Below are 22,203 nucleotides of genomic sequence, written 5' to 3' on the forward strand. Positions count from 1 at the left end.
CCATGACCGAGGTGCTGCGCCATGAAGCAGGGTACGGAACCGTGCTTGTTGAAGTTGCCGTCCGTCCGGCCTCACGTGCAGCGCTGGAGGCCATGGCGGAACTCCCGCCTGGCCGGTCCACCGCCGGCGGGTGGCGGTGATGGCTGCCTTTCATGACAGGTCCGACGCCGGGCGGCGGCTGGGCAAGCGGCTCGCCGGCCTGCGTGGCCGGGACGTGGTGGTGCTGGGCCTGCCCCGCGGCGGCGTCCCCGTGGCATTCGAGGTGGCCAAGGCCCTCGAGGCGCCACTTGACGTGATCGTGGTACGGAAACTAGGCGTCCCGTTCCAGCCCGAGGTGGCCATGGGAGCCATCGGGGAGGGCGGCGTCCGGGTCCTGGATCCGCGCACCATCTCCATGGCCCGGGTTTCCCAGGAGGACCTGGAACAGGTGGAACAGCAGGAGCGGGCACTGCTGGAAAGCAGGGTGGAACGGTTCCGCCAGGGACGCCGCCGGCTTGACCTCACCGGGCGCACCGTGGTGATCGTGGACGACGGCATCGCCACCGGCTCCACCGCAAAGGTTGCCTGCCAGGTGGCCCGGCAGCTCGGTGCGGCGAAGGTGGTCCTTGCCGTTCCTGTGGCCCCCGCACGCGCCATCATTGAACTCAAGGAACCGGACGACGTCGTGTGCCTGCTCTCGCCCCAGGACTTCAAAGCCGTGGGCTACTACTACCACGACTTCTCGCCCACGGACGATGGCGAGGTGGTGCAGCTGCTTGATGCGGCTGCACCGGCTCCGCACCACAGCGGCGGGGAACGCGTGCACGGCAGTCTGGCGGACGACGTCGACATCCCGGCGGGCGGTGTTGTCCTGCGCGGCAGCCTCTACCTGCCGGCCAGGTGTGACGGCACCGTCCTTTTCGCGCACGGCAGCGGCAGCAGCCGCCACAGCCCCCGCAACCGCTTCGTGGCCTCCGTCCTGCACGCTGCGGGCCTGGGCACGCTGCTCCTCGACCTGCTCACGCCCGAAGAAGAGGTCAGCCGGGCCAACGTGTTCGACATCGGCCTGTTGGCGCAGCGGCTTTCCTCCGCAACCCACTGGCTCGAAGCGCGGCATGACGGTTCCGCCGGCCGGATCGGCTACTTCGGTGCCAGTACCGGGGCCGGGGCCGCGCTGTGGGCCGCAGCCGAGCCCGGCGCCGAGGTGGCCGCGGTCGTCTCCCGCGGTGGCCGGCCGGACCTGGCCGGGCCGCGGCTCGCGGCCGTGAAAGCCCCCACCCTCTTGATTGTCGGCGGCGCCGACGACCAGGTGCTGGCCCTGAACCGCCAGGCCATGGCGGCCATGCAGGCCCCCACCAGGCTCGAGATCATCCCCGGGGCCACCCACCTCTTCGAGGAACCAGGCACCCTGGCCATGGCAGCGAGCCTGGCTGCGGACTGGTTCCGGCAGTACCTCCTGCCGTCCCCGGTGGGACGGTCCAGGCCGGAGGCCAGGGGATGAACACGGCAAACACCGGCGCCCGGGTGGAAGGATCCACGCACTGGCCGGCCATCAGCAAGGACGTGGCCGCCTTCCCGGTCCGGCCCAACATGCTCGATTACGACGCCGCCCGGCGCGGCTTCACCTGGGACCAGGCGCGGCAGGCGCTGGCAGGGCTGCCCGGCGGCCGGGGATTGAACATCGCCTATGAGGCGGTGGACTGCCACGTGGCGGAAGGACGCGGCGGCAAGGAAGCCCTGCGCTTCGTCCGGGCCGACGGCGGCACAAGGTCCCTGAGCTATGCCGGCCTTGCGGAGCGGTCCGGCAGGTTCGCGGGCATGCTCAAGGGCCTTGGGGTGGGCCGCGGCGAGCGGGTCTTCTCACTCCTGGGCCGCAGCCCGGAACTGTATGCCGCCGTGCTGGGCACCTTCCGGAACGGCAGTGTCTTTTGCCCGCTCTTCTCCGCCTTCGGCCCCGAACCGGTACGGCAGCGGCTGCACCTCGGCGACGGCCGGGTGCTGGTGACCACCAGGGCCCTTTACCGCAAAAAGGTGGCGCCCGTACGGGACTCCCTTCCCGGACTCCGCCACATCCTGCTGGTGGACGCGGACGGCAGCCCGGAACCGGAAACCCTTGACTTGGCAGAGCTCCTGGCCCAGGCGGATCCCACCGGGGAGATTGCCGGTACCCAACCCGGGGACATGGCGCTGCTGCACTTCACCAGCGGCACCACGGGCACGCCCAAGGGCGCCATCCACGTCCAGGACGCCGTCACCGCCCACTACGCCACGGGCCGCTTCGCCCTGGACCTGCACCCTGACGACATCTACTGGTGCACCGCCGACCCCGGATGGGTGACCGGTATGTCCTACGGCATCATCGCGCCGCTGGTGCACGGGGTCACCGCCATTGTGGATGAGGAGGAACTGGACGCGGACCGGTGGTACCGGATCCTCGCGGAGCAGCGCGTCACGGTCTGGTACACCGCCCCCACCGCGCTGCGGATGTTGATGAAGGCCGGTGCGGAAAGAGCCGCCGGACATGACCTCTCAGCGCTGCGCTTCATCGCCAGCGTGGGGGAGCCACTGAATCCGGAGGCCGTGGTGTGGGGCCAGGACGTCCTGGGCCTGCCGGTGCACGACAACTGGTGGCAGACCGAGACCGGCGGCATCATGATCGCCAACTATCCCGCCATGGACATCCGCCCCGGCTCCATGGGCCGGCCGTTGCCCGGCATCGAGGCGGCCCTGGTGGCCCGCGACGCCGACGGCAAACCCGTCATCAAGGACGGCCAGGCGGTCCTGGTCACCGGGCCGGACACCATGGGGGAGCTGGCGCTGCGCCCGGGCTGGCCGTCCATGTTCCGCGGCTACCTCAACGAGGAGAAGCGCTACCGGCGCTGCTTCGCCGGCGGCTGGTACCTCACCGGGGACCTGGCAAAGCGCGACGGCGACGGCTACTTCTGGTTCGTGGGCCGCGGCGACGACGTAATCAAGTCCTCCGGCCACCTGATCGGCCCCTTCGAAGTGGAGAGCTGCCTCATGGAGCACCCGGCGGTGGCCGAAGCCGGCGTGATCGGGGTGCCGGACCCCGTGGCCGGTGAAGTGGTCAAGGCGTTCGTGGAACTCAAGCCCGGGAACGAGCCCACGGAGCAGCTGCAACTGGACATCATCGGGTTCGCGCGGAAACGGCTGGGCGCCGCCGTGGCGCCCCGGCTGCTGGACTTCACCACCACCCTGCCCAAGACGCGCAGCGGCAAGATCCTGCGGCGGCTCCTGAAATCGCGGGAACTGGGGCTGCCCGAAGGCGACACCTCAACACTGGAATCCCCGGCAGGACCCGCCGTGACACTGACGGACCGGCCATGAGCACCCTCAGGGGCCAGACGGTCCCCGACCAGGAGCACGCCCTGCACCTCCTGCGGCAGATGCTGCGGGTGCGCCGGCTCGAGGAAAAATGCATCGAGCTGTACAGCGCCGCCAAGATCCGCGGCTTCCTGCACGTGTACATCGGCGAGGAAGCCGTGGCGGCCGGGATTATGGAAACCCTTTCGCCGGAGGACGCGGTGGTGGCCACGTACCGTGAACACGGCCATGCCCTCCTGCGCGGCGTCTCGGCAGGAGCCATCCTCGCCGAAATGTACGGGCACGCCGAGGGCTGCTGCCGCGGCCGCGGCGGTTCCATGCACCTCTTCGACGCCGCCACCCGCTTCTACGGCGGAAACGCCATCGTGGCAGGCGGGCTGCCGCTCGCCGTCGGCCTGGCGCTCGCGGACCGGATGGCCGGACGCCAGCGGGTGACCGTCTGCTTCTTCGGCGAAGGGGCCGTGGCCGAAGGCGAGTTCCACGAAAGCATGAACCTGGCAGCACTGTGGCAGCTGCCCGTGCTGTTCTGCTGCGAAAACAATCTGTACGCCATGGGAACCGCGCTGGGCCGCTCCGAATCACAGACGGACATCGCCCTCAAGGCCGCCGGGTATGAGATTTCCGCCTGGGCCGTGGACGGCATGGACGTGCTCGCTGTTGAGGAAGCCGCCCGGCGCGCGGTGGACGCCGTCCGGTCCGGCGGCGGCCCGCACTTCCTGGAGCTGCGCACCTACCGGTTCCGAGCCCATTCCATGTTTGACCCTGAGCTGTACCGGGAGAAATCCGAGGTGTCCCGGTGGATGGAACGGGACCCCATCAGCCTGCTGCGGGGGACCATGCAGGCGGCGGGGCAGCTGCCGGAGGAGACCTGGGCTGCGCTCACGGCGGACGTGGACGCGGAGATCAGCACGGCGGTGGGATTCGCCGAGAACGGGACGCCGGAACCGGTGTCCGAACTCACCCGGTTCGTCTATAGCGACCGGACCGATGACAGCAGTACAGGCACCGCGGCCACCGGCGGCGGCCAGGCAGGGAAAGGCGGGGCGGCACGATGAAAACCACCTACCGGGAAGCCATGCGCGCGGGCCTCCGCGACGCCATGCAGCGCGACGAACGGGTGTTCCTCATGGGCGAGGACGTGGGCCGGTACGGCGGAAGCTTTGCGGTCAGCCTGGGACTGCTGGAGGAGTTCGGGCCGGAGCGGATCCGTGACACCCCGCTGTCGGAGTCCGGGTTCGTGGGCGCCGGGATCGGGGCTGCGCTGGGCGGGATGCGTCCCGTCGTCGAAATCATGACCGTCAACTTCAGCCTGCTGGCGCTGGACCAGATCATCAACAACGCCGCCACCCTGCTGCACATGTCCGGCGGCCAGTTCAACGTGCCCATCGTCATCCGGATGACCACCGGCGCCGGACGGCAGCTGGGCGCCCAGCACTCGCACAGCCTGGAGGGCTGGTACGCGCACATTCCCGGGCTGCGGATCCTGGCGCCGGCCACGCTGGCTGATGCCCGCGGCATGCTGTGGACCGCCCTCCAGGACCCCGACCCGGTGCTGATTTTCGAACACGGCTCGCTGTACAACATGGCAGGGGAACTTGACGACGACGCCGGGGCGGTGGACATCGACAAGGCAGCGGTCCTGCGCCGGGCGGACGGCCACGGGGACAGCGGGGACACCCTGACGCTCATCACCTACGGCGGCACCCTGCCCATGGTGCTGGACGCCGCCGAGCAGCTGGCCGGGGAGGGCATTGACGCCGACGTCATCGACCTCCGCACCCTCCGCCCGCTGGATGCGCACACCGTCGTGGACAGTGTGGCCAGGACGCACCGCGCGGTGGTGGTGGACGAGGGCTGGCGCAGCGGCAGCATCTCCGCCGAGATCTCGGCCAGGATCTGTGAGCAGGCCTTCTTCGACCTCGACGCCCCCGTGGAACGCGTCTGCAGCCTTGAGGTGCCCGTCCCCTACGCCAAGCACCTGGAGGAGGCAGCGCTGCCGTCCGTGAAGCGGGTGGTGGCAGCGGCGCGAAGGGCCGTGGGGGCCAATGCCTGAACTCCGGATGCCGTCCCTCGGCGCGGACATGGAGCACGGCAAGGTGGTGGAGTGGCTGGTCAAGCCCGGGGACTACATCCACAAGGGCGACCTGGTGGCGGCCGTGGACACGGACAAGACCGTCATGGACATCGAGTCGTTCCAGGAAGGCGTGGTGGCCGAGTTCCTGGTGGACATCGGCGACACCGTGGACGTGGGCACCCCCATCGCCCGGATCACCGCCACCCCCGCCGAGCTCCCACCCCCGCTCACCTCTGGCACCATTTCCCCCAACGCCCGCTCACCTTTGACAGCCGAAGAACCAACGCCCGCTCACCGCAGCGCCGGGTCCGGGCCGGCGGAACACGGCGCAAAGGTCCCGCCGCCGGTGCGGCACCTTGCGCACACGCTGGGGGTCGACGTCGGACGCATCAGCGGCAGCGGGCCCGGCGGTGAGGTGGTGAGGGCCGACGTCGAACGCGCCGCGGCAGCGTCCGTCACCAAAGCACCGTCCGCTTTAGAAGTGGTGGCCGAAGCGCCCGCTGCGCCGGCGGCTGAAACCCACCGCGTGCGGTCGTCCCCGCTGGCCCGGCGGCTGGCCGCAGAACTCGGCGTGGATCTCCATGAGGTCACGGGGACAGGCCCGGGAGGTGCGGTGACGGAGGATGACGTGCTCTCCGCGGTGCCGCCCCGGGGACGGGCACCCAAGGAACGGTCACCCAAGGAACCCGGCGCGGAAAAGCCGGCGGAAGCACCGCCGTCGGAAACCCCACAGCCGGAAGCCCGGCCCGAACCCATGGCGGAGGCGTCCGGGCGGAAGCAGCCGACGGCGGCCGGCGGCAAGGCGGAGAGCCTGCGGCAGGCGATCGGCGCGCTGATGTCCCGCTCCAAGAAGGAGATTCCACACTATTACCTGTCCACCACGCTGGACCTGGCGGCCGCGATGGCATGGATGCAGGTAGCAAACCAGCAGCGGCCCGTGTCATCGCGCCTGGTTCCGTCCGCCCTGCTGCTGAAGGCGACCGCGATTGCGGCGAAGGAGGTGCCGGACATGAACGGCTTCTTCACCAAAGGTGCGTTCCAGCCCAGCAGCAGTGTGCACCTGGGCGTGGCGGTGGCCCTGCGGCACGGCGGCCTGGTGGCGCCGGCCCTGCACGACGCCGACACGCTCAGCCTGGACCAGCTCATGGACCAGCTGCGTGACCTGGTCAGCCGCGCCAGGGCGGGCCGGCTGCAGCGCGCCGAGATGGCTGACCCCACCCTCACGGTGACCAACCTTGGGGACCTGGGGGTGGAAAGCGTGTACGGGGTGATCTACCCGCCGCAGGTGGCCATGGTGGGCTTCGGCAAGGTGCTGGAGCAGCCGTGGGCGCACAACGGGATGCTCGGCATCCGGCACGCCGCCATCGCCACGCTGTCCGCGGACCACCGGGTGAGCGACGGGCTGCGCGGAGGACGCTTCCTTGCACGCATCGACGAACTGCTGCAGGCGCCGGAAAGCCTGTGAAACCTGCAAGTGAGGAGGAGCCGTGAACGAACAGGACGCGCGCCAGGCGGTGGAGGCGGCAATCGGCAAGGTGGCGCCCGACGTCGAGCCCGAAGACCTGGAAGACGGCGCTCGCCTGCGCCAGGACCTGGAACTCGACTCGCTGGATTTCCTCCGCCTGGTGGAGGTCATCGCGGAGGGCACGGGAGTGGATATCCCGGAGGCGGACTATCCGGCCGTGGCCACCGTGGGCGGACTGGTCACGTACGTCGCCGGGCACGCGTGAGCCCCCGGAAGAAGCTCCGGCGCTGGCCCCGCCGCCTGGGGATCGTGGCGCTGGTTATCGTGGGGCTGGTCCTGATCTCGGCGGTGGCGAACGTGGCCCTGGAGTCCCGGGAGAAAGCCACCACCCCCGCCTATGGAGAGCGGATTGCGGTGAACGGGGGATCGTTGAACTTGGTGCGGAACGGGAACGGCGCGGGGGCGCCCAGCGCAGGCCAGCGCCCGCCGATCATCCTGCTCAGTGGGCTGGGAACGGCCGCCCCCGGACTGGACTTCGCACCGTTGATCCGCGAACTCGGCGACTTCGACGTGATCGTGGTGGAAGGGTTCGGCTATGGCTACAGCGACATGGAGGCCAATGCGCGGACCAACGAGCACATCAGCAATGAGCTTCACGAGGTGCTGGCCAAACTCCAGGTCCGGCAGCCGTACGTCCTGGCCGGCCACTCCATCGCCGGGTTCTACCTGTTGGACTACGCCAACCGGTACCGCCCGGAGGTTTCTGCGGTGGTGGGCATCGACGCGACCATACCCAAGCCCGGGAGCGAGCCGGTGCCGGAGCCGCAGCCCGGCATCAACTGGGGGAAGCTGGTGGCCGCCAGCGGCTTGATCCGCGCGGTGGCGACCATGGCGCCTGGCCTGGTGGAGCCGGACGGCAACGCCTATTCGGACGAGGAGCTGCAGCAGATGCGCACCATGGCGATCTGGAACTTCGGCAATTCCGCAGTGGACGATGAAACAGCCCGCATCGCCAACAACGCAGCGGCGCTCCGGGGCGTCATCTATCCGGATGACCTGCCGGTCCTGGCTTTCGTTGCCGATGAAAAGGATGGGCGGGCTGGTGCCAAGTCATCCGCAGCGGAGGCCCTGCTAAAGAACGTCGCCCGCCACCAGGTTCTGGTGCTTGAAGGCGGGCACTATCTGCACTGGACGCTGGCACAGCGGATGGCGCAGGAGATCCGGCGGTTCGTTGCCCCTGTGGGCTAGCTTCGCTCCAGCGGAGGTACCGGAGCCGCAGGCCATGGGCGGCAATCCGTGCTTCTTTCGGTGGACCCAAGGTGGCCCGGGCGTGTGGGGTCACGCCCGGGCCGGGAGCCCGGGCAGGAGGGGGGTCCTGCCCGGGCGGTCTTGGGGTTGGCCTGGTTAGGCGGCGGGGACGCTGTTCTGCCAGGCGTTCCAGGCGGCGTAGCTGCCATCGAGTTCGACGACGTCGTACCCGGCCCGGCGCAGGGCGCTGGCGGCGACGGAGTTCCGGACGCCGGACTGGCAGTAGGACACGATGGTTCCGCCAACCGGCAGCTCATCCAGGTGCCACATGAGGCGGCCGCCGCTGAGCTGGTACGAGCCCGGGACGTGGCCTGCCTTGTGCTCGGTCTTGTTGCGGACGTCCAGGACCATGGCGGCGTCGAACTTCTCGAGGTCCTCGGGCTGGATCAGCTTCGGCGTGAAGGTGGGCAGCCCCTCGATGCCTGTGATGTACCCGGCCACGTTGTCGATGCCCACGCGGACCAGATGGTCCCACATGTCCTGCGCCTGTTCCTGGTCCTTGGCCAGCAGCACCAGCGGGTTCTTGTCCGTCTCCGGGTTGACCACCCAGGCGCCGTAGCTGGCCACGGACTTGCCGGCCGGAACGTTCAGGGACCGGACCACGGTGCCTTCGTGGACTGCGCTGTTGGAGCGGGTGTCGATGAAGGTCAGGCTGTCTTCTGCCAGCCCCTCAGCCACGACGGCGGCGTCCAGTTCCTGCAGCGGTTCACGCTCGCCCATCACGTCCGGGCCAAGGCGGTTTTCGCGCTTCATCCGGCCGAAGTAGGCGTGCGCGTCCGGCTGGCCGTCGAGGAGTTCATCGATGAAGCCCTGTTCGTCATTGGCGGCGAGGTAGGGGCCCCACCAGGCGTAGAGGCGTTCGTAGCCGACGGTGGAGGAGGGGATGGCGCCCAGTGCCTTGCCGCAGGCGCTGCCAGCGCCGTGGGCGGGGTGGACCTGGACGTAGTCCGGCAGGGTGAGGAACTTGTCCCGCAGGCTGGCGAACAGCTGCTTGGCGCCCACGAAACGGGTGTCGACGCCGCCGGCTGCTTCGTCCAGCAGGTCGGGCCGGCCCAGGTCACCGGAGAAGACGAAGTCTCCGGAGAGCAGGTAGCCGGGCTGGTCGCTGAAGGCGCCGTCGGTTACCAGGAAGGACAGGTGCTCCGGGGTGTGGCCGGGGGTGTGGACCGCCTTGATGCTGATGTTGCCCAGGGTGATGGTGTCGCCGTCGTACAGCCGCTCGCCGTCGAATTCGTACTGCCAGTCCGGCCCGCCCTCACCGGAGACGTAGATCTTGGCGCCGGTGGCGGCGGCCAGTTCGCGGGTGCCGGAGAGGTAGTCGGCGTGGATGTGGGTCTCGGTGACGGCAGTGATCTTCATGCCGTTCTTGGCTGCAAGGTCCTGGTACACCGTGATGTCGCGGCGGCCGTCCACCACGATGGCTTCACCCTTGGCCTGGCAGCCGATCAGGTAGCTGGCCTGCGCGAGGTCTTCGTCGTATATGCGATCGATAAGCATCTGGTGCTCTCCTTCGATTGAAAGGGGGTGGGAGGTTTGTCCTGAGTCCAGTATAGATACCCCCGGGGGTATAACGCAATGAGGGGGATGCGCCTTCTTCGGACCCCGGGGGTCAGGTGTGCTGGTGACCGGCTTCGGCGCGGAGTTTGTCCATGTCCAGGTTCTTGACGGCCTGGATGACCTCCTCGAGTCCGGCGGCGTTGAGGGCTCCGGGCTGGGAGAAGACCAGCGTCTTGTCTTTGAAGGCCATCAATGTGGGGATGGACGTGATGTTTGCGGCGGCGGCGAGGGCCTGTTCGGCTTCGGTGTCCACTTTGGCGAATGTGATGTCCGGGTGCCGTTCTGCGGCGGCGCCGTAGGTGGGTGCGAACATGCGGCAGGGGCCGCACCACGCTGCCCAGAAGTCAACGAAGACGATGTCGTTGGCCTCCAGGGTCTGGGCGAAGGATTGCTGGGTGATGTCGATGGTTGCCATGGTCTGTCGTGTCCTTTCGGGCGGGTCTTGGTGCGGCAGGGATTAGGTGGTGGGGAGGCCCGCGCGGGTCCAGGCGGTCATGCCGCCGGCCATGGTGTCGGCCTTGTAGCCAACGCCGTTCAGGGCGTCCGCGACGGCGGCGCTGCGGTTGCCGCTGCGGCAGACGGCGATCACGGGCACGGCCGGGTCCAGTTCGGACAGGCGGGCCTGCAGCTGGCCCATGGGGATGTGCAGGGCGCCGGGGATCATGCCCTCGGCGACCTCGAAGTCCTCGCGGACATCCAGGATCCGGGCGGTGGAGCGGCGCCGGTCGGTTTCGGTGATGGTGATTTCAGCCATTTGAGTTCTCCTTCGAAATGGGTTGTGGCTGGTGGGGTGGAGTTGGGTCAGCGGACTGGTTCGCCGGCCTGGCGCCAGGCGGCCATGCCGCCGCGCACCGAGTAGGCGTCGTATCCCTTGGCTGCGAGGAGCCGGGCCGCCGAGGCGGAGCGGACGCCGGAGGCGCAGACGGCGATCACGGGCCGGGTTTCTTGGATGCCGGCGGTGCTGCCCTGCAGCCTGTCCAGGGGGACATGTTTGGCCTGCGGCGCCCGGCCGGTCCGCCACTCCTGGGCTGACCTGACGTCGATGAGCGTTGCTCCGGAACCCAAGAGGTCCTTGGCCTGCGCCACGGAGATGGTCTTGTAGGGCTTGCTGAAGGCCTTCTTAAGGGAATCGATCAGTCCCATGGTTTTCTCCTCTATGGGTGGGTCAGGCGGTGACCGTGCCGGCGGTGACCCACGCCGCGACGGCGAAGATGAGTACCGCGAACGAGATGCGGATGTGCTTGTCGTGCAGGTGGCGGGCAAACCGTGCGGCAACCACCGATCCCACGATGGCCGGGACCGCGAACGCCAGGGTGGTGGCCCAGTCGATGGTGTATCCCGCGGCATGGGCGCTGAAGCCTGCTGCGGAGTTGATGACGATGATGGCCAGGGACGTTCCGACGGCCTGTTTCATGCGCAGGCCCAGGAAGATGGTCAGCGCGGGGGTGATGAGGAAGCCGCCGCCCACGCCCAGGAGCCCGGTGAGGAACCCGACGAGCAGGCCAACGCCCACGGCCTTCGGGGCGCAGGACCGGAACGCCCGGTGTGGCCCCGTGCTGCAGGACCCCTCAGTTTCTCGGGTCTTCATGAGCATCCGGATGCCGGCGGCCACCATGATCACGGCGAAGGCGAGCATCAGGATGTTCGGGTCCAGCAGTTTTCCCACCGCCGCACCCGCCCAGGCCGCTGGAATGCCCGCGCCCCCCACCATTGCGATCACGGGCCAGTTCAGGCCCTCCCGGACCCGGGGGAGTAGGGCGGCCAGGGAGGATATCCCCACCACCAGCAGCGACGTGGGAATGGCCTGGGCGGGACTCATGCCTACCCCGTACACCAGGGCCGGAACGGCGATGATGGACCCGCCGCCGCCTACCACGCCCAGGACGATGCCGACGACGAGCCCCAGACCCAGGGCTGGAATCATGCCGCGGCGCCCTCTTCAGCCGTCTGCACAGGGAGCTGCAGGATGGCGCTTTCGCGGGTGGGCTCCTGGGCCGCCTTGTTCCACGGCATGGCCGAGAGGGCCTTGCCCATGGCGCAGGTGTTGGTGGCCGCCGAGAATGTCAGCCCGGTGCCGATGGCGCCGGCCAGCATGCGGACCTTGGGCGAGACGAACTTGCCGCCTACCAGGCCCAGCATCACCAGGGAGCCCGCGGCCAGGCGGACCTGGCGCTCCAGGTCCCAGCGGTCCTTGCCCTTGACCACGTCGCCGCCGGCGGCAGCAAAGCCCGGAACCCCGCCGGTGAGCACGTATGCGGTGTCCAGGCCAACGGTGGCCATCCGCTGGCGGGCCTGCTCGGCGCGCACGCCGGACTGGCATACCAGGACAACGCGTGAGCCCAGCCGGGCGGCGAGCTCGTCAGTGTGCTCGGAGAGCAGCGGAAGCGGCACGTTGTAGGAGCCGCGGATGTGCATGGATTCGAATTCAGCGGCGGACCGCACATCGATTACCACAAGGTCCTGGTGCTCTTTGATCCAGGACTGGAGAGCTTCAGGGGCGAGTGCGGTGACCGCGGGTGCTTTGGAAGGGGGAGTCATTGGTGGCCTCTCGGAAGGGGGCGGCTGGATACCCCAGAGTATTACAGATACCCCCGGGGGTAGTCAAAGGGGGTATACAGTTGACTGCAGAAACCCCATCGATGGAGACCCCTTATGGAACTGAACCCAACCGAACTCACGCCCGTGATCAACCGCCTCAAGCGAGCACAGGGCCAACTCGCCGCCGTCACCCGCATGCTTGAGGAGGGCCGCGACTGCAAGGATGTCGTCACCCAGTTGGCGGCCGTGTCCAAGGCGCTTGACCGTGCCGGCTTTGCCATCATTGCCACCGGGCTGGAGCAGTGCATCACCCAGAAGGACCAAAGCATGGATCGGAAAGACCTGGAGAAGCTTTTCCTCTCCCTCGCCTGATCAGCCGCGCAAACAGCGGACCATCGAGCAACTTTGAGGAGCACCATGACGTACACGTTGGCCACCACCGTCTCCCTGCCCTGGGCGGCGGCCGTGGACCGCACGCGCGAGGTCCTTGCGGCGCAGGGGTTCGGGATCCTGACGGAAATCAATGTCCGTTCCACCTTCGAAGCCAAGCTTGGCCCTGAAGCCGCGGACGCCGTCGGGGATTACATCATCCTCGGTGCCTGCAACCCGGCCCTTGCCAGCCGGGCCCTCGCCGCTGAACCGGAAATGGGCGCGCTGCTTCCCTGCAACGTGGTGGTGCGCCGGAAGGCGGATGCCAACGAGACCACCGTCGAGGCCATCGACCCGCAGGCTATGGTGCAGCTCAGCAGCGCTGCCGCGGTCAAAGAGGTGGCGGACGACGCCGGCACGCGGCTTCGGAAGGCCCTGGCCGACCTGGGCGGAACTACCAGGCTATAGAGCCGTTCGCGTACAGGACCCCTTGAATCTCATGGGGTGCGCTGTCGTTGTGCGCTGCGGGAGGACGTGTCAGGCCGGCATTTCGCTGCCGGCAGTACTGCGAGGATTCCGAGGATCCCGGCCACGGTGAAGGCCAGGACGGGTGAGACGTAGGCAAACAGGACTCCAAGTGTTGCCGAGCCAAGCGCCTGACCAATAGCGAGGGCAATGAACAGTGCGGCAGTGCCTTCGGCGGCGCGGTCGGGAACCAATCGGACGGCCCAGATGATCAGAACCCCGCACAGGGCGGTGTAGCTGGCGGCGAACAGCGCCACGGAGGTATACGCGGTGAAGGGGCTGCCTGGTGCCACGCCCAGCACGACGGTTGCCCCTGCCATGGCCAATGAGGTCAGATTCCAGGCCGTCCGCAGACTCCAGGCTTTAACGATTTTTCCGGCTGTTGCACCGAGTACCCCAAAGGCGCCCAGGACCATCCACGCAAGGATGGAGTATGTCTCCTCACCCGGACGGGAAACGGCCATGACGGTCCGGCCGAAAGTCCAGATCGCGGCACTGGACGCGCCGGCCAGGACTGCCGCGGCGATGGGCCAGGCCAGTGGCGCCAGCTCGCGGGCCCGCACCTGTGATGGCGGGCCAACCGCGCGGTCCCGGCCGGCGGCCCGGTCAGCACGGAGGGTGGCAATGGCTGCCATGGCGACGAGGGCAGCGATTGCCACCCAGCCCAGGCGCCATTGGTCAGTTGTGAGGAGCATGAGGATGCCCGCGACGACGATGCCCGCCCCGGTGCCGGCATTAACAATCGTCTGCGCGCTTTCCTGGCGTGCCGGGGCGATGTTGCGCTCGATGAACGTGACCAGGCCCGGGGTTGCGAACCCTGCGCCGGCGCCGGCCAGGACAACACTCATTCCGAGGACGTCGACATTCGGCGCCACCGCCACACCCGTCGATCCCAGGGCAGCCGTAATTCCCGCGCACATGACGACGAGCCTTGGACGGGCAGCAAGGCGCAAAGCGAGAACTGCCGCCAGACAGAAAGAGAGGAAGCTACCGGCCTGGATGAACCCTGCAGTGGCCGATCCCATCTGAAAGGTCTCGCTGAACCGGGGCAGGAAAAGCCCGTAACCGAAGCGCGCCAGCCCATAGGTCGCCGCTATCAATGCCATTCCGCTGGCCACCATCGCGCGCACGGGATCCTCCTCAAAGACCAAGACCAGAACGATCGTTACAGTACAGCAGAACTAGTGTTCTGCAATAGGGGCAGTTACAGTGGGGTTGTGACCACCGGCCAGCGACTTCCAGCACGCGCACGCCTGCTTAAGGCGGCCGATCAAGTTCTGTTCGACCAGGGCATCCGAGCCACTCCCGTCGATGCGCTGCTGCAGCAGGCGGAGGTATCTGCCGCCACGCTTTACGCGCATTTCGGCAGCAAGGACGCACTGGTCGCTGAAGCCTTAAGGGTCAGGCTGGCGGACTGGCAGGGAGTCTGGGACCAGCACATCGTTGCGGCCGATAACGATATGGCGCGGTTATTGGCAGTGTTTGACGCCCTTGCCTCCTACCGGCGCGACCAGAACCACCCTTCACGCTGGTGCGCCTTTCTTGCTGCCGCCACCGAGCTTCCCGCAGCCGCAGAAGAGATCAGCGCCGTCCTCGCCGCGGATACCGCCCTGCTCGCCACCCGCCTCCTGCATTTCTCGCGCCCCCTCGCCGGCCCGCAGGCTCAAGACCTGGCTGACGAGGTACTCCTGGCCTACACCGGAACCCTGACTGCTTTCCTGCGCGGCTACCCCCATTCACCAATTGACGTCGGCCGCCGACTCGCCCGCTCGGCAGCTCAGGCGCACAGCCGCAATTGACGCCTGCCAGGACAGGGCAAACCGCGGCGGTTTGGGCTGGGCTACAAGATGAGTGCCGCCAGCCGGCTAGTAGCGGTCGAGAATGGCCTTCATCTGGGTAATCTCCTCCTGCTGGGACTTCACGATCGAATCGCAGAGCTTGACGATTTCCGGGTCGGTGATATCCGACTCCTGGCAGACAAGGAGCGCGCGTGAGTGATGCGGGACCATGGACTTCAGGAACTGCTCATTTCCCACGAACGTCTCCGTCCTTCCCAGGGCGAAGACCGCCACGAACAGCACCGCAAAGCCGGCAAGCATGGCGATATTCGCCTTCCGGTTCTTGAACATCGACCACATGCCCACGATCATGACCATGGCCATGGCCGACACCATCAGCAAGGCCATCCAGAAGTTGCTGAGGTTGAAATAGAAGTGGTCGATCGAGCGGACCATCGACATGGACAGCACCCACATCAGGGCGAGGCTGACCAGCACGATGATGGCAAATTTCCAGTACATCCGGGATGACCCGTGCCCGCCGTTCGCCCCGGCCCGCTGCTGCCCGGTCCCGTCCTGGGTTTCATGCTGGCGTTGATCCTGGTGATTCTCCCGGGGCGGATACTTTTCTGAACTCATGGGAATTTCCTTTCAATGACTTAGGAACAGCCTTTGCCGGCTGCCCGGCAGTACCGTTCGGGCAGTATGGCTGCAGCACATGCCGAAACCCCACCGCGGAGCCCCTCTGTCAGCGGGCCCCGCGTTGGGACGTTCCAGCGGTTTCCAATTGGTGCCGCGATGCCTCAGCCGAGGGAGGCGAGCAGGTCCGCGCACGCCTGCTCACAGCGGCGGCAGGACTCGGCACAGACGCGGCAGTGTTCGTGCATGGAAGAGTGCTCACTGCATTCGTCACCGCAGGCCATGCACGCGGCCCGGCAGGCCTCGAGCATGGCCCTGGTGATGTTGGCGTCGTACCCCGTGTGGCGGGACAGGATGTTGCCGGTTGTTGCGCAGATATCCGCGCAGTCCAGATTGGTGCGGATGCACTTGGTCAGCTCGGCCACCATGTCTTCACTGAGACAGGCGTCAGCGCAGGCTGTGCAGGTCTGGGCGCATTCGAAGCAGGCCTTGATGCACTCGGCGAGCTTGCCCTTGTCCAGGTTGCCAAGGTCCTTGGGGTACGTGTCCAGCATGGACTGGATGTGGGTCATTATGTTCTCTCATTTCCGGTCGTCACGGGTGTGGGCGGGGAACAGCGTCCCGTCTACGTCCGGCTGATGGAGAGTTGATCCAGTGTGAGGGCCTGGCGCCTGGGTTGGGTGTGCGGAGGCCCGTTGGCAAGGACGGCATGCGTACCCGCGGAGAGCGTCACGGCCGGCGGGTCCGGCACCGCTGTCCTCAGCGGCGCCGGTTCGCTGCGTGACGCCGGGTAGCGCTGGCAGCAGGCATGATGCTGCTGCGAATCATCCTGTGGATGGGCGGCTGCTGCGGTCTGGGCTGGGGCCTGGACCGAGTCCTGCCCTGCCACCAGGGTGTACCTGCTGCCCTGCGAGTAGGAGGCTGCGGCCACCAGCAGGACAGCCATGAGAAGCCACGTCAAAACGGTCCGCGGTGCTGCAGGCACGCGAACTGCAGTTCCGTGGATCGTCCCCGGCCTCGTCGCCGTCTCCTCTCTGCGCAGCACCTGTGATGACAGTTTCAATAGTGCAGCCAGCACCCTTTGTGATCTACTACTAAGTAGACTGACTATTTTCGTCGAGAAAATCAAGGGAGCTTCCGCCGATGTCCGAACTGTCCGCTCTTGCCCTCGTTTGCACCCTGACGCCTTCCCCGAAGCCCTCCAGCAGTGAGCTCATGGCCCAGCACATCCTGGACGAGCTTGAAGGCCAGGACGTCACCACGGATTCCTTGCGCATCGTCGACTATGACGTGAAGCGCGGCGTGCAGGTGGACATGGGCAATGGCGACCAGTGGCCCGGGATCCGCGAGAGGATCCTGGCGGCAGACATCCTGGTCCTCTCCACACCCATCTGGATGGGCCACCCCTGCAGCGTGGCCCAGCAGGTCATGGAGCGACTGGACGCCGATTTGTCGGAAACGGACGACGACGGCCGGCCAGTCATGTACGGGAAAGTGGCCACGGTTGCCGTCGTGGGCAACGAGGACGGGGCACACAAGGTGATCGCCGACATGATGCAGGGCCTTAACGACGTCGGATTCAGCCTGCCCGCGCAGGGCGGCACCTACTGGGTGGGCGAGGCCATGCAGACCGTGGACTTCAAGGACCTTGACCAGGTGCCGGATCCGGTGGCCTCCACCAATGCCGGGCTGGCCCGCAACGCCGTGCACCTGGCCCGGCTGCTGCGCTCCAGCCAGTACCCCGCCAAGTAGCGCACACCAGGTCCGCATCCGGAAGCAGGAAGGGAATCCCATGCCCAACCCACCGCTGGTCATTGTTTTCGACGTCAACGAAACCCTGTCGGACATGGCCCCGCTGGGCGAAGCATTCGCGCAGACCGGGGCGCCCCGGGAGCTGGCAAAACTCTGGTTCGCCACCCTGCTGCGGGACGGCTTCGCCCTCACCGCGAGCGGCGACAACGAAGCCTTCGCGGCCATCGGCGCCGAAGCCCTCCGCACCCTGCTGGCAGCCGAAGGAATCTCAGGGGACCTGGACGCCGCCGTCGAACGGATCATGACGGCCATGCAGAACCTTTCACTCCACCCGGATGTCCCGGCCGGCGTGCGTGCCCTGGCCGCCGCCGGGCACCGGCTGGTCACCCTTACCAACGGGGCGGCGGCCAACACCAACAAACTGTTTGTTGCCGGCGGCATCAGGGACCACTTCGAGCTGCTCCTGTCCGTGGACGATGCCCGGGCCTGGAAGCCGGCCCGGGCCGCCTATGAGTACGCTGCAGCTTCGGCCCACGCGGAGCCGTCAAACATGCTGCTGGTCGCCGTGCACCCTTGGGACATCCACGGGGCAGCCAGGGCCGGGCTCCGGACGGCCTGGCTGAACCGGACCGGCGCCCGCTACCCGTCGTACTTCCAGGCCCCGGACATCACTATCAGCGCGCTGACGGAACTTCCCGCGGTGCTCGCCGCGTAGGCACACCACTGACAGCGCACAGCCCATCGGAAACGGAGACCACCCATGGCAGCACCCCCCGTCGAGCGCCGCACCGTTGACGTGGGCGGCGTTCCGCTGTCCTGCCTCACCGCCGGAGACGAATCAGCCCCGCCCCTGATCCTGCTGCACGGCACCTTCTGGAGCCGCGTGTGGCAGCCCGTCCTGCCGACACTGGCCACCCAAAGCCGCTGCTACGCCCTGGACTTTCCGGGGTTCGGCCGCAGCGGGGGAGAACTGGACGTTGAGCACGCCACCGTCCCGGCCCTCGCGCAGACAGTGCTTCAGGCCGCGGACGCCCTGGGCGTCGCCCGGTTCGACATTGCCGCGCATGACATCGGCGGCGGTGTGGCGCAGCAGCTTGCCGCCACCAGCGGACGAATCCGGAAAATGGTGCTGATGAACGCCGTCATGTTCGACTCCTGGCCGGTGCCCGCCGTCGAACGCTTCCGGGACCCCGAGGTCCGCCGGAACACCACGGAGGAGGATCTCCTCGCCGCGCGCCGCAAGTCCACCCGGGCCTGCGCGCTGCGGACCTTCACCGAGGACGAGCTGGAGGATTACCTGTCTCCCTGGCAGTCTCCGGCGCGGGCGCGGTCCTGGATGGCCATGGCAGCGGCCGCGGATGCCCGCTACACCCTGGACCTGGTGCCGGCCCTCAAGGAGGCCGCCATTCCCACGCGCCTGGTCTGGGGCCGTGACGACGACTTCCAAAAGATTGAGTTCGCCCGCCGCTACGTGAAAGAGATCCCCAACGCGGACCTGGTGGAGGTGGACGGCAAGCACATCCCCACCGAGGATTCACCGGATGCCGTGGCCGATGCCATGCTGGACCACCTGGCTAACGGGCGGTAGGTCCGGTCCGGGCCAGACCGGCGTCCAGCAGGCCCGAACGGTGCCGGGCCTCCAACTGGACCACATCCCGTGTGAAGGAAAACGTGAGCAGGGCAAGCGCTACGGCCGGGAAGGCGGCGGCCAGCGGCATGCCGGGGAGAAGTGACACCAGCAGCGCCAGCGGCTGGAAGGCCCCGATTGCCTTGCGGGAAAAGCTGGGCGGGAGCGCAGCGCGAAGGTGGGGCCGGAAGAACCCGGCTGCCACGAAGACGTAGTACATGCCCCCGACCGCCACCGTCCAGGGTCCCGCCACCACGGCGGCTGCAACCGACAACACGAGCACCAGGGCGGCGTCGGTGGCGGCATCGAAACGTGCGCCCGCCGTGGACGCTGTTCCCGTCCGCCGCGCCACCGCTCCGTCCACCCCGTCCAGCAGGAAGGCAATGCCGCCCAGGACCGGCAGCAGGAGGTCCGGGCCGCGCCCGGTAACCAGCTGCGGAACGGCCACCACGGCGCAGAGCGCCACCAGGACAGCGCGCAGCAGGGTGACGCGGTCTGCCGGAGTGCAGAAGCGCGGGATGCGCCGCATGACAGAGCCGACGGCGGCCGCGGTCACCAGGGCGCCGGCGCACAAGCCTGCCAGTTGGGGAACGAGTCCGGAGGCGGACAGGGACGACAGCCACAGGGCCGCCAGGACGTAGGCGGCAAGGGTGGCTGCGGCGTCCGGCATCGCCCGCTCAGCTGCGCTCATTTGCCACCTCCACCCGCATGGTAGCAACGGCTGCGGTGATGGTCACGGCCGGCGACGCCGGGCCGGGAATTTACTGCCGGCGTCGGACCTTCCCCTGCGGCCGGCGCGGACCAGGCCGGCGAGCGCCAGCAGCGCCCCGGCTCCCTCGGCAACGGCGCTCAGGGTCTTGGAGAAGAACCAGACGGGGTCGTACATCGCCGGGATCGGTCCGATCGCCGGGATGTCCACATACCTGTAGAGCACGACGGCGGCGAACGCGCTGAGTGCCACAGCGAACGCGAGTGCATAAGCCGCGCGGCTTCCGCGCACCAGCACCCAGACCCCGGCCACCACGGCTGCGGCCGCTTCGAGGAGGAACAGGGTGCCCTGGCTGACGGTGCCCGGCTGCGCGTCCTGGTGGCCCGGGGCCAGGAAGAGATGGACGCCGGCATCGATGAAGAGTGCCAGTGCGGTCAGTAATCGTAGTGCCACGCTTATGTATACGCCGGAAGTTCCCTCCCGGTTCACCCGGCCCCCTTATATCTGCGGGTTTTATGGGGAATATTTAGGGGCATCCGTAATCTTGCGCCTTTAGCGGGCGGCGAAGCCTGCGGCCCTACGAGTAAGGAGAATGACAATGACCCTTCCCAAGGAACTCACGCCCGGAACATGGACCCTGGACATGTCACACAGCGAGATCGGCTTCAGCGTCCGCCATGCCGGAATCAGCAAGGTGCGCGGCCGCTTTACGCAGGCCAGCGCCGAGGCCCGGGTGGGTCATTCCCTGGAGGAGTCCTCGGTCCACGCCACGGTGTCCACGGCCAGCTTCGACTCCGGCGACGCCAACCGCGACGCGCACGTGAAGGGTGCGGATTTCTTCGACGTCGAGCAGTATCCGGAGATGACGTTCCGGGGCACCCACATTGAAGGGGACGGGGAGGAGTACACCCTGACGGGGGACCTGACCATCAAGGGCGTCACCCGTCCCGTGGAGCTCGAGGTGGAGTTTACCGGTGTGGCCGTGGACCCCTTCGGCGCCACCCGGGCCGGCTTCTCCGCCGAAGCTGAAATCAGCCGCAAGGAATTCGGGCTGACGTGGAACGCGGCCCTGGAAGCCGGCGGTGTGCTGGTCAGCGACAAGGTGAAGATCACCCTGGAGGCAGCGCTGGTCAAGCAGGGCTGACAGGCGTTTCCGTCAGGCGGTGCACCCGTGGACCTCCGCCTCGTCTCCCATGTGCTGTTCCTGCGGGCCGCGTTGCGGAAGCGGGACCGCTGGGACGCTGCCCGGATCGCAGCCCATCAGGACCATGCCCTGAAGGAGCTGCGCAGGGCCGCCTACGCCGGCTCGGAGTTCTACCGCCGGCACCACGCGGGCCTGCATGACGCTCCGCTGGATCAGCTGCCGCCTGTGACCAAAGCCGACCTGATGGAGCACTTCGACGAGGCCATCACCACCCCGGACCTGACGCTGGCGGAACTGGAGGAGCATCTGCGGTCCCTGGCCGGGAGCGGCGGGGACCCCGGCCGGCCGTGGCGGGGCCGGTGGTGGGCTGCGGCGACGGCCGGGACCACCGGCCGCCGCGGAATCTTCGTCTGGAACCGTGCGGAATGGGCTTCGGTGCTGGCTTCCTACGCCCGCGCGAATGACTGGGCCGGGATCTCTGCCGGCCTGACCCGCCCGCTGAAAGTGGCCCTGGTCAGCTCGCGCGTGCCCACCCACCAGTCAGCGGTCCTCGGTGCATCCGTGCGCTCCAGGATGATCCGCACCCTCCGCCTGGACGTCACCGCTCCCATGGATGAGAACGTGGCCGCGCTGAACCGGTTCCAACCCAGGATCCTCGTCGGTTACGCCTCAGCACTCAAACCCCTTGCCGCAGAGCAGCAGGCCGGGCGGCTGCACATTGCGCCGCAGGGGGTCATGTCAGCTTCCGAAGTGCTCAGCCCCCACGCCGCATCGGAACTGGAAGCCGCGTGGGGTCGTGCCCCGTTCGACGTCTACGCCGCCACCGAAACGGCCGGAATCGCATCCCCCTGCACCTACCGGAACCGGCACATTTACGAGGACCTGGTCATCGTCGAGCCCGTGAACCAGGCAGGCAACCCGGTCCCCGCCGGGACCACCGGGGCGAGGCTCCTGGTCACCGTCCTGTTCTCGCGCACCCTGCCGCTGATCAGGTATGAGATGTCCGACACCGTAAGGCTGGGCGGACGGGGTTGCCCCTGCGGGCGAAGCTTCACCATTCTGGAGGGGATCGAGGGGCGCATCGAGGACGTCCTGCAGCTGCCCGGCAGGACAGGCACTGCCCACGTGCACCCAAACGTTTTCCACCGTGTCCTGGACCAGGCCGCCATTGCAGGCTGGCAGGTGGTCCAGGAACCCTCCGGGCTGCGGATTCTGCTGGCGGGACTCACATCCGGGCAGTCCGTGGAGGGAGTCCGGGCGGCAGTAGCCGACGCCCTCGTCACCGCCGGTGCGGTGAATACCTCTTTGGAGGTAAAGGTGGTGGAACGGCTTGAACGGACGGCCCTCGGAAAAGCGCCCTTGGTCCGCGCCCTGAAGGAGTCCTGAAGCATTCC

General features: G+C 67.8%; 28 protein-coding genes. 16 read left to right on the plus strand and 12 right to left on the minus strand.

Annotated elements, in window-relative coordinates; all coding sequences use genetic code 11:
* Window positions 1–2: 2 nt before the first annotated feature.
* The 8 genes from QFZ60_RS03245 to QFZ60_RS03280 are packed head-to-tail and all read left to right on the plus strand — an operon-like array spanning window position 3 to window position 8,111.
* Complete coding sequence (locus tag QFZ60_RS03245) at window positions 3–140, plus strand: hypothetical protein (protein ID WP_307088089.1); 138 nt, start codon at window positions 3–5, stop codon at window positions 138–140.
* Window positions 140–1,480 (plus strand): phosphoribosyltransferase family protein, encoded by a 1,341-nt coding sequence (locus tag QFZ60_RS03250; protein WP_307088091.1) that lies wholly within the window; start codon window positions 140–142, stop codon window positions 1,478–1,480. Before QFZ60_RS03245 ends, QFZ60_RS03250 begins: the two co-directional genes overlap by 1 nt.
* Window positions 1,477–3,327: an acetate--CoA ligase gene (acsA, locus tag QFZ60_RS03255; RefSeq protein WP_307088094.1), complete on the plus strand. Its 1,851-nt coding sequence runs from the start codon at window positions 1,477–1,479 to the stop codon at window positions 3,325–3,327. Before QFZ60_RS03250 ends, acsA begins: the two co-directional genes overlap by 4 nt.
* Window positions 3,324–4,379 (plus strand): pyruvate dehydrogenase (acetyl-transferring) E1 component subunit alpha, encoded by a 1,056-nt coding sequence (gene pdhA, locus QFZ60_RS03260; RefSeq protein WP_307088096.1) that lies wholly within the window; start codon window positions 3,324–3,326, stop codon window positions 4,377–4,379. Before acsA ends, pdhA begins: the two co-directional genes overlap by 4 nt.
* Window positions 4,376–5,377, plus strand: coding sequence for an alpha-ketoacid dehydrogenase subunit beta (locus QFZ60_RS03265; RefSeq protein ID WP_307088098.1), 1,002 nt, complete (start codon window positions 4,376–4,378; stop codon window positions 5,375–5,377). The genes pdhA and QFZ60_RS03265 overlap by 4 nt, the downstream gene beginning before the upstream one ends.
* Window positions 5,370–6,863, plus strand: coding sequence for a 2-oxo acid dehydrogenase subunit E2 (locus tag QFZ60_RS03270; RefSeq protein WP_307088100.1), 1,494 nt, complete (start codon window positions 5,370–5,372; stop codon window positions 6,861–6,863). The genes QFZ60_RS03265 and QFZ60_RS03270 overlap by 8 nt, the downstream gene beginning before the upstream one ends.
* Before the next feature lie 22 nt (window positions 6,864–6,885).
* Complete coding sequence (locus QFZ60_RS03275; protein WP_307088102.1) at window positions 6,886–7,128, plus strand: acyl carrier protein; 243 nt, start codon at window positions 6,886–6,888, stop codon at window positions 7,126–7,128.
* Window positions 7,125–8,111, plus strand: a complete 987-nt coding sequence (locus QFZ60_RS03280; protein ID WP_307088104.1) for an alpha/beta fold hydrolase — start codon at window positions 7,125–7,127, stop codon at window positions 8,109–8,111. The genes QFZ60_RS03275 and QFZ60_RS03280 overlap by 4 nt, the downstream gene beginning before the upstream one ends.
* A 156-nt stretch (window positions 8,112–8,267) precedes the next feature.
* Here QFZ60_RS03280 and QFZ60_RS03285 read toward each other — a convergent pair whose 3' ends face one another.
* The 6 genes from QFZ60_RS03285 to QFZ60_RS03310 form a co-directional block, all read right to left on the minus strand.
* Window positions 8,268–9,668 carry a rhodanese-like domain-containing protein gene (locus QFZ60_RS03285; RefSeq protein WP_307088105.1) on the minus strand — a complete coding sequence of 467 codons (1,401 nt, stop codon included), beginning with the start codon at window positions 9,666–9,668 and terminating at the stop codon, window positions 8,268–8,270.
* A 112-nt stretch (window positions 9,669–9,780) separates the two neighbouring features.
* Window positions 9,781–10,143 (minus strand): thioredoxin, encoded by a 363-nt coding sequence (gene trxA, locus QFZ60_RS03290; protein WP_307088107.1) that lies wholly within the window; start codon window positions 10,141–10,143, stop codon window positions 9,781–9,783.
* A 42-nt stretch (window positions 10,144–10,185) separates the two neighbouring features.
* Window positions 10,186–10,482 carry a rhodanese-like domain-containing protein gene (locus QFZ60_RS03295; RefSeq protein ID WP_307088109.1) on the minus strand — a complete coding sequence of 99 codons (297 nt, stop codon included), beginning with the start codon at window positions 10,480–10,482 and terminating at the stop codon, window positions 10,186–10,188.
* Between the two features lie 47 nt (window positions 10,483–10,529).
* Window positions 10,530–10,871 carry a rhodanese-like domain-containing protein gene (locus tag QFZ60_RS03300; RefSeq protein ID WP_307088111.1) on the minus strand — a complete coding sequence of 114 codons (342 nt, stop codon included), beginning with the start codon at window positions 10,869–10,871 and terminating at the stop codon, window positions 10,530–10,532.
* A 22-nt stretch (window positions 10,872–10,893) separates the two neighbouring features.
* Window positions 10,894–11,652, minus strand: coding sequence for a sulfite exporter TauE/SafE family protein (locus QFZ60_RS03305; RefSeq protein WP_307088113.1), 759 nt, complete (start codon window positions 11,650–11,652; stop codon window positions 10,894–10,896).
* On the minus strand, window positions 11,649–12,266 hold the full coding sequence (locus tag QFZ60_RS03310) for a rhodanese-like domain-containing protein (protein ID WP_307088115.1): 618 nt from the start codon (window positions 12,264–12,266) through the stop codon (window positions 11,649–11,651). The genes QFZ60_RS03305 and QFZ60_RS03310 overlap by 4 nt, the downstream gene beginning before the upstream one ends.
* Before the next feature lie 114 nt (window positions 12,267–12,380).
* Here QFZ60_RS03310 and QFZ60_RS03315 point away from each other — a divergent pair, with 114 nt between their 5' ends.
* Window positions 12,381–12,638, plus strand: coding sequence for a metal-sensitive transcriptional regulator (locus QFZ60_RS03315; RefSeq protein WP_306630159.1), 258 nt, complete (start codon window positions 12,381–12,383; stop codon window positions 12,636–12,638).
* 45 nt (window positions 12,639–12,683) lie between these two features.
* Window positions 12,684–13,103, plus strand: a complete 420-nt coding sequence (locus QFZ60_RS03320) for a DUF302 domain-containing protein (protein ID WP_307088117.1) — start codon at window positions 12,684–12,686, stop codon at window positions 13,101–13,103.
* Between the two features lie 29 nt (window positions 13,104–13,132).
* Here the strand turns inward: QFZ60_RS03320 and QFZ60_RS03325 are convergent, their stop codons facing one another.
* Window positions 13,133–14,281 carry an MFS transporter gene (locus tag QFZ60_RS03325; protein WP_307093190.1) on the minus strand — a complete coding sequence of 383 codons (1,149 nt, stop codon included), beginning with the start codon at window positions 14,279–14,281 and terminating at the stop codon, window positions 13,133–13,135.
* A gap of 96 nt (window positions 14,282–14,377) precedes the next feature.
* On the opposite strand from QFZ60_RS03325, the gene QFZ60_RS03330 reads away from it, so the two are divergent.
* Complete coding sequence (locus QFZ60_RS03330) at window positions 14,378–14,959, plus strand: TetR/AcrR family transcriptional regulator (protein WP_307088119.1); 582 nt, start codon at window positions 14,378–14,380, stop codon at window positions 14,957–14,959.
* A gap of 66 nt (window positions 14,960–15,025) precedes the next feature.
* Here QFZ60_RS03330 and QFZ60_RS03335 read toward each other — a convergent pair whose 3' ends face one another.
* From QFZ60_RS03335 to QFZ60_RS03345, 3 genes are all read right to left on the minus strand, one after another.
* The gene (locus tag QFZ60_RS03335; RefSeq protein WP_307088120.1) at window positions 15,026–15,577 is read right to left on the minus strand and encodes a DUF305 domain-containing protein; all 552 of its coding nucleotides are present in this window, start codon (window positions 15,575–15,577) and stop codon (window positions 15,026–15,028) included.
* Window positions 15,578–15,741: 164 nt separating this feature from the next.
* Window positions 15,742–16,149, minus strand: coding sequence for a four-helix bundle copper-binding protein (locus QFZ60_RS03340; RefSeq protein WP_307088123.1), 408 nt, complete (start codon window positions 16,147–16,149; stop codon window positions 15,742–15,744).
* Between the two features lie 53 nt (window positions 16,150–16,202).
* Complete coding sequence (locus QFZ60_RS03345; RefSeq protein ID WP_307088125.1) at window positions 16,203–16,562, minus strand: hypothetical protein; 360 nt, start codon at window positions 16,560–16,562, stop codon at window positions 16,203–16,205.
* Window positions 16,563–16,720: 158 nt separating this feature from the next.
* On the opposite strand from QFZ60_RS03345, the gene QFZ60_RS03350 reads away from it, so the two are divergent.
* Genes QFZ60_RS03350 through QFZ60_RS03360 form a run of 3 tightly spaced genes read left to right on the plus strand, consistent with a single transcriptional unit; the run spans window position 16,721 to window position 18,917 of the window.
* Complete coding sequence (locus QFZ60_RS03350) at window positions 16,721–17,329, plus strand: flavodoxin family protein (RefSeq protein WP_307088126.1); 609 nt, start codon at window positions 16,721–16,723, stop codon at window positions 17,327–17,329.
* Between the two features lie 40 nt (window positions 17,330–17,369).
* Window positions 17,370–18,044 (plus strand): haloacid dehalogenase type II, encoded by a 675-nt coding sequence (locus QFZ60_RS03355; RefSeq protein WP_307088128.1) that lies wholly within the window; start codon window positions 17,370–17,372, stop codon window positions 18,042–18,044.
* Window positions 18,045–18,089: 45 nt separating this feature from the next.
* Window positions 18,090–18,917 (plus strand): alpha/beta fold hydrolase, encoded by an 828-nt coding sequence (locus tag QFZ60_RS03360; RefSeq protein ID WP_307088132.1) that lies wholly within the window; start codon window positions 18,090–18,092, stop codon window positions 18,915–18,917.
* On the opposite strand, the gene QFZ60_RS03365 is transcribed toward QFZ60_RS03360, so the two are convergent.
* Together QFZ60_RS03365 and QFZ60_RS03370 are read right to left on the minus strand one after the other, a co-directional pair.
* Window positions 18,904–19,647 carry a CDP-alcohol phosphatidyltransferase family protein gene (locus QFZ60_RS03365; protein WP_307088134.1) on the minus strand — a complete coding sequence of 248 codons (744 nt, stop codon included), beginning with the start codon at window positions 19,645–19,647 and terminating at the stop codon, window positions 18,904–18,906. The two genes, QFZ60_RS03360 and QFZ60_RS03365, sit on opposite strands and share 14 nt — an antisense overlap.
* A gap of 42 nt (window positions 19,648–19,689) precedes the next feature.
* Complete coding sequence (locus QFZ60_RS03370) at window positions 19,690–20,118, minus strand: hypothetical protein (protein ID WP_307088136.1); 429 nt, start codon at window positions 20,116–20,118, stop codon at window positions 19,690–19,692.
* A 145-nt stretch (window positions 20,119–20,263) separates the two neighbouring features.
* Between QFZ60_RS03370 and QFZ60_RS03375 the strand changes: the two genes are divergently transcribed.
* Window positions 20,264–20,809, plus strand: a complete 546-nt coding sequence (locus tag QFZ60_RS03375; RefSeq protein ID WP_307088138.1) for a YceI family protein — start codon at window positions 20,264–20,266, stop codon at window positions 20,807–20,809.
* A 27-nt stretch (window positions 20,810–20,836) separates the two neighbouring features.
* The gene (locus tag QFZ60_RS03380) at window positions 20,837–22,195 is read left to right on the plus strand and encodes a phenylacetate--CoA ligase family protein (protein WP_307088140.1); all 1,359 of its coding nucleotides are present in this window, start codon (window positions 20,837–20,839) and stop codon (window positions 22,193–22,195) included.
* Window positions 22,196–22,203 lie beyond the last annotated feature (8 nt).

The organism is Arthrobacter sp. B2I5 (genome assembly GCF_030816735.1).
In the GTDB taxonomy this organism is placed as follows: Bacteria; Actinomycetota; Actinomycetes; order Actinomycetales; family Micrococcaceae; genus Arthrobacter.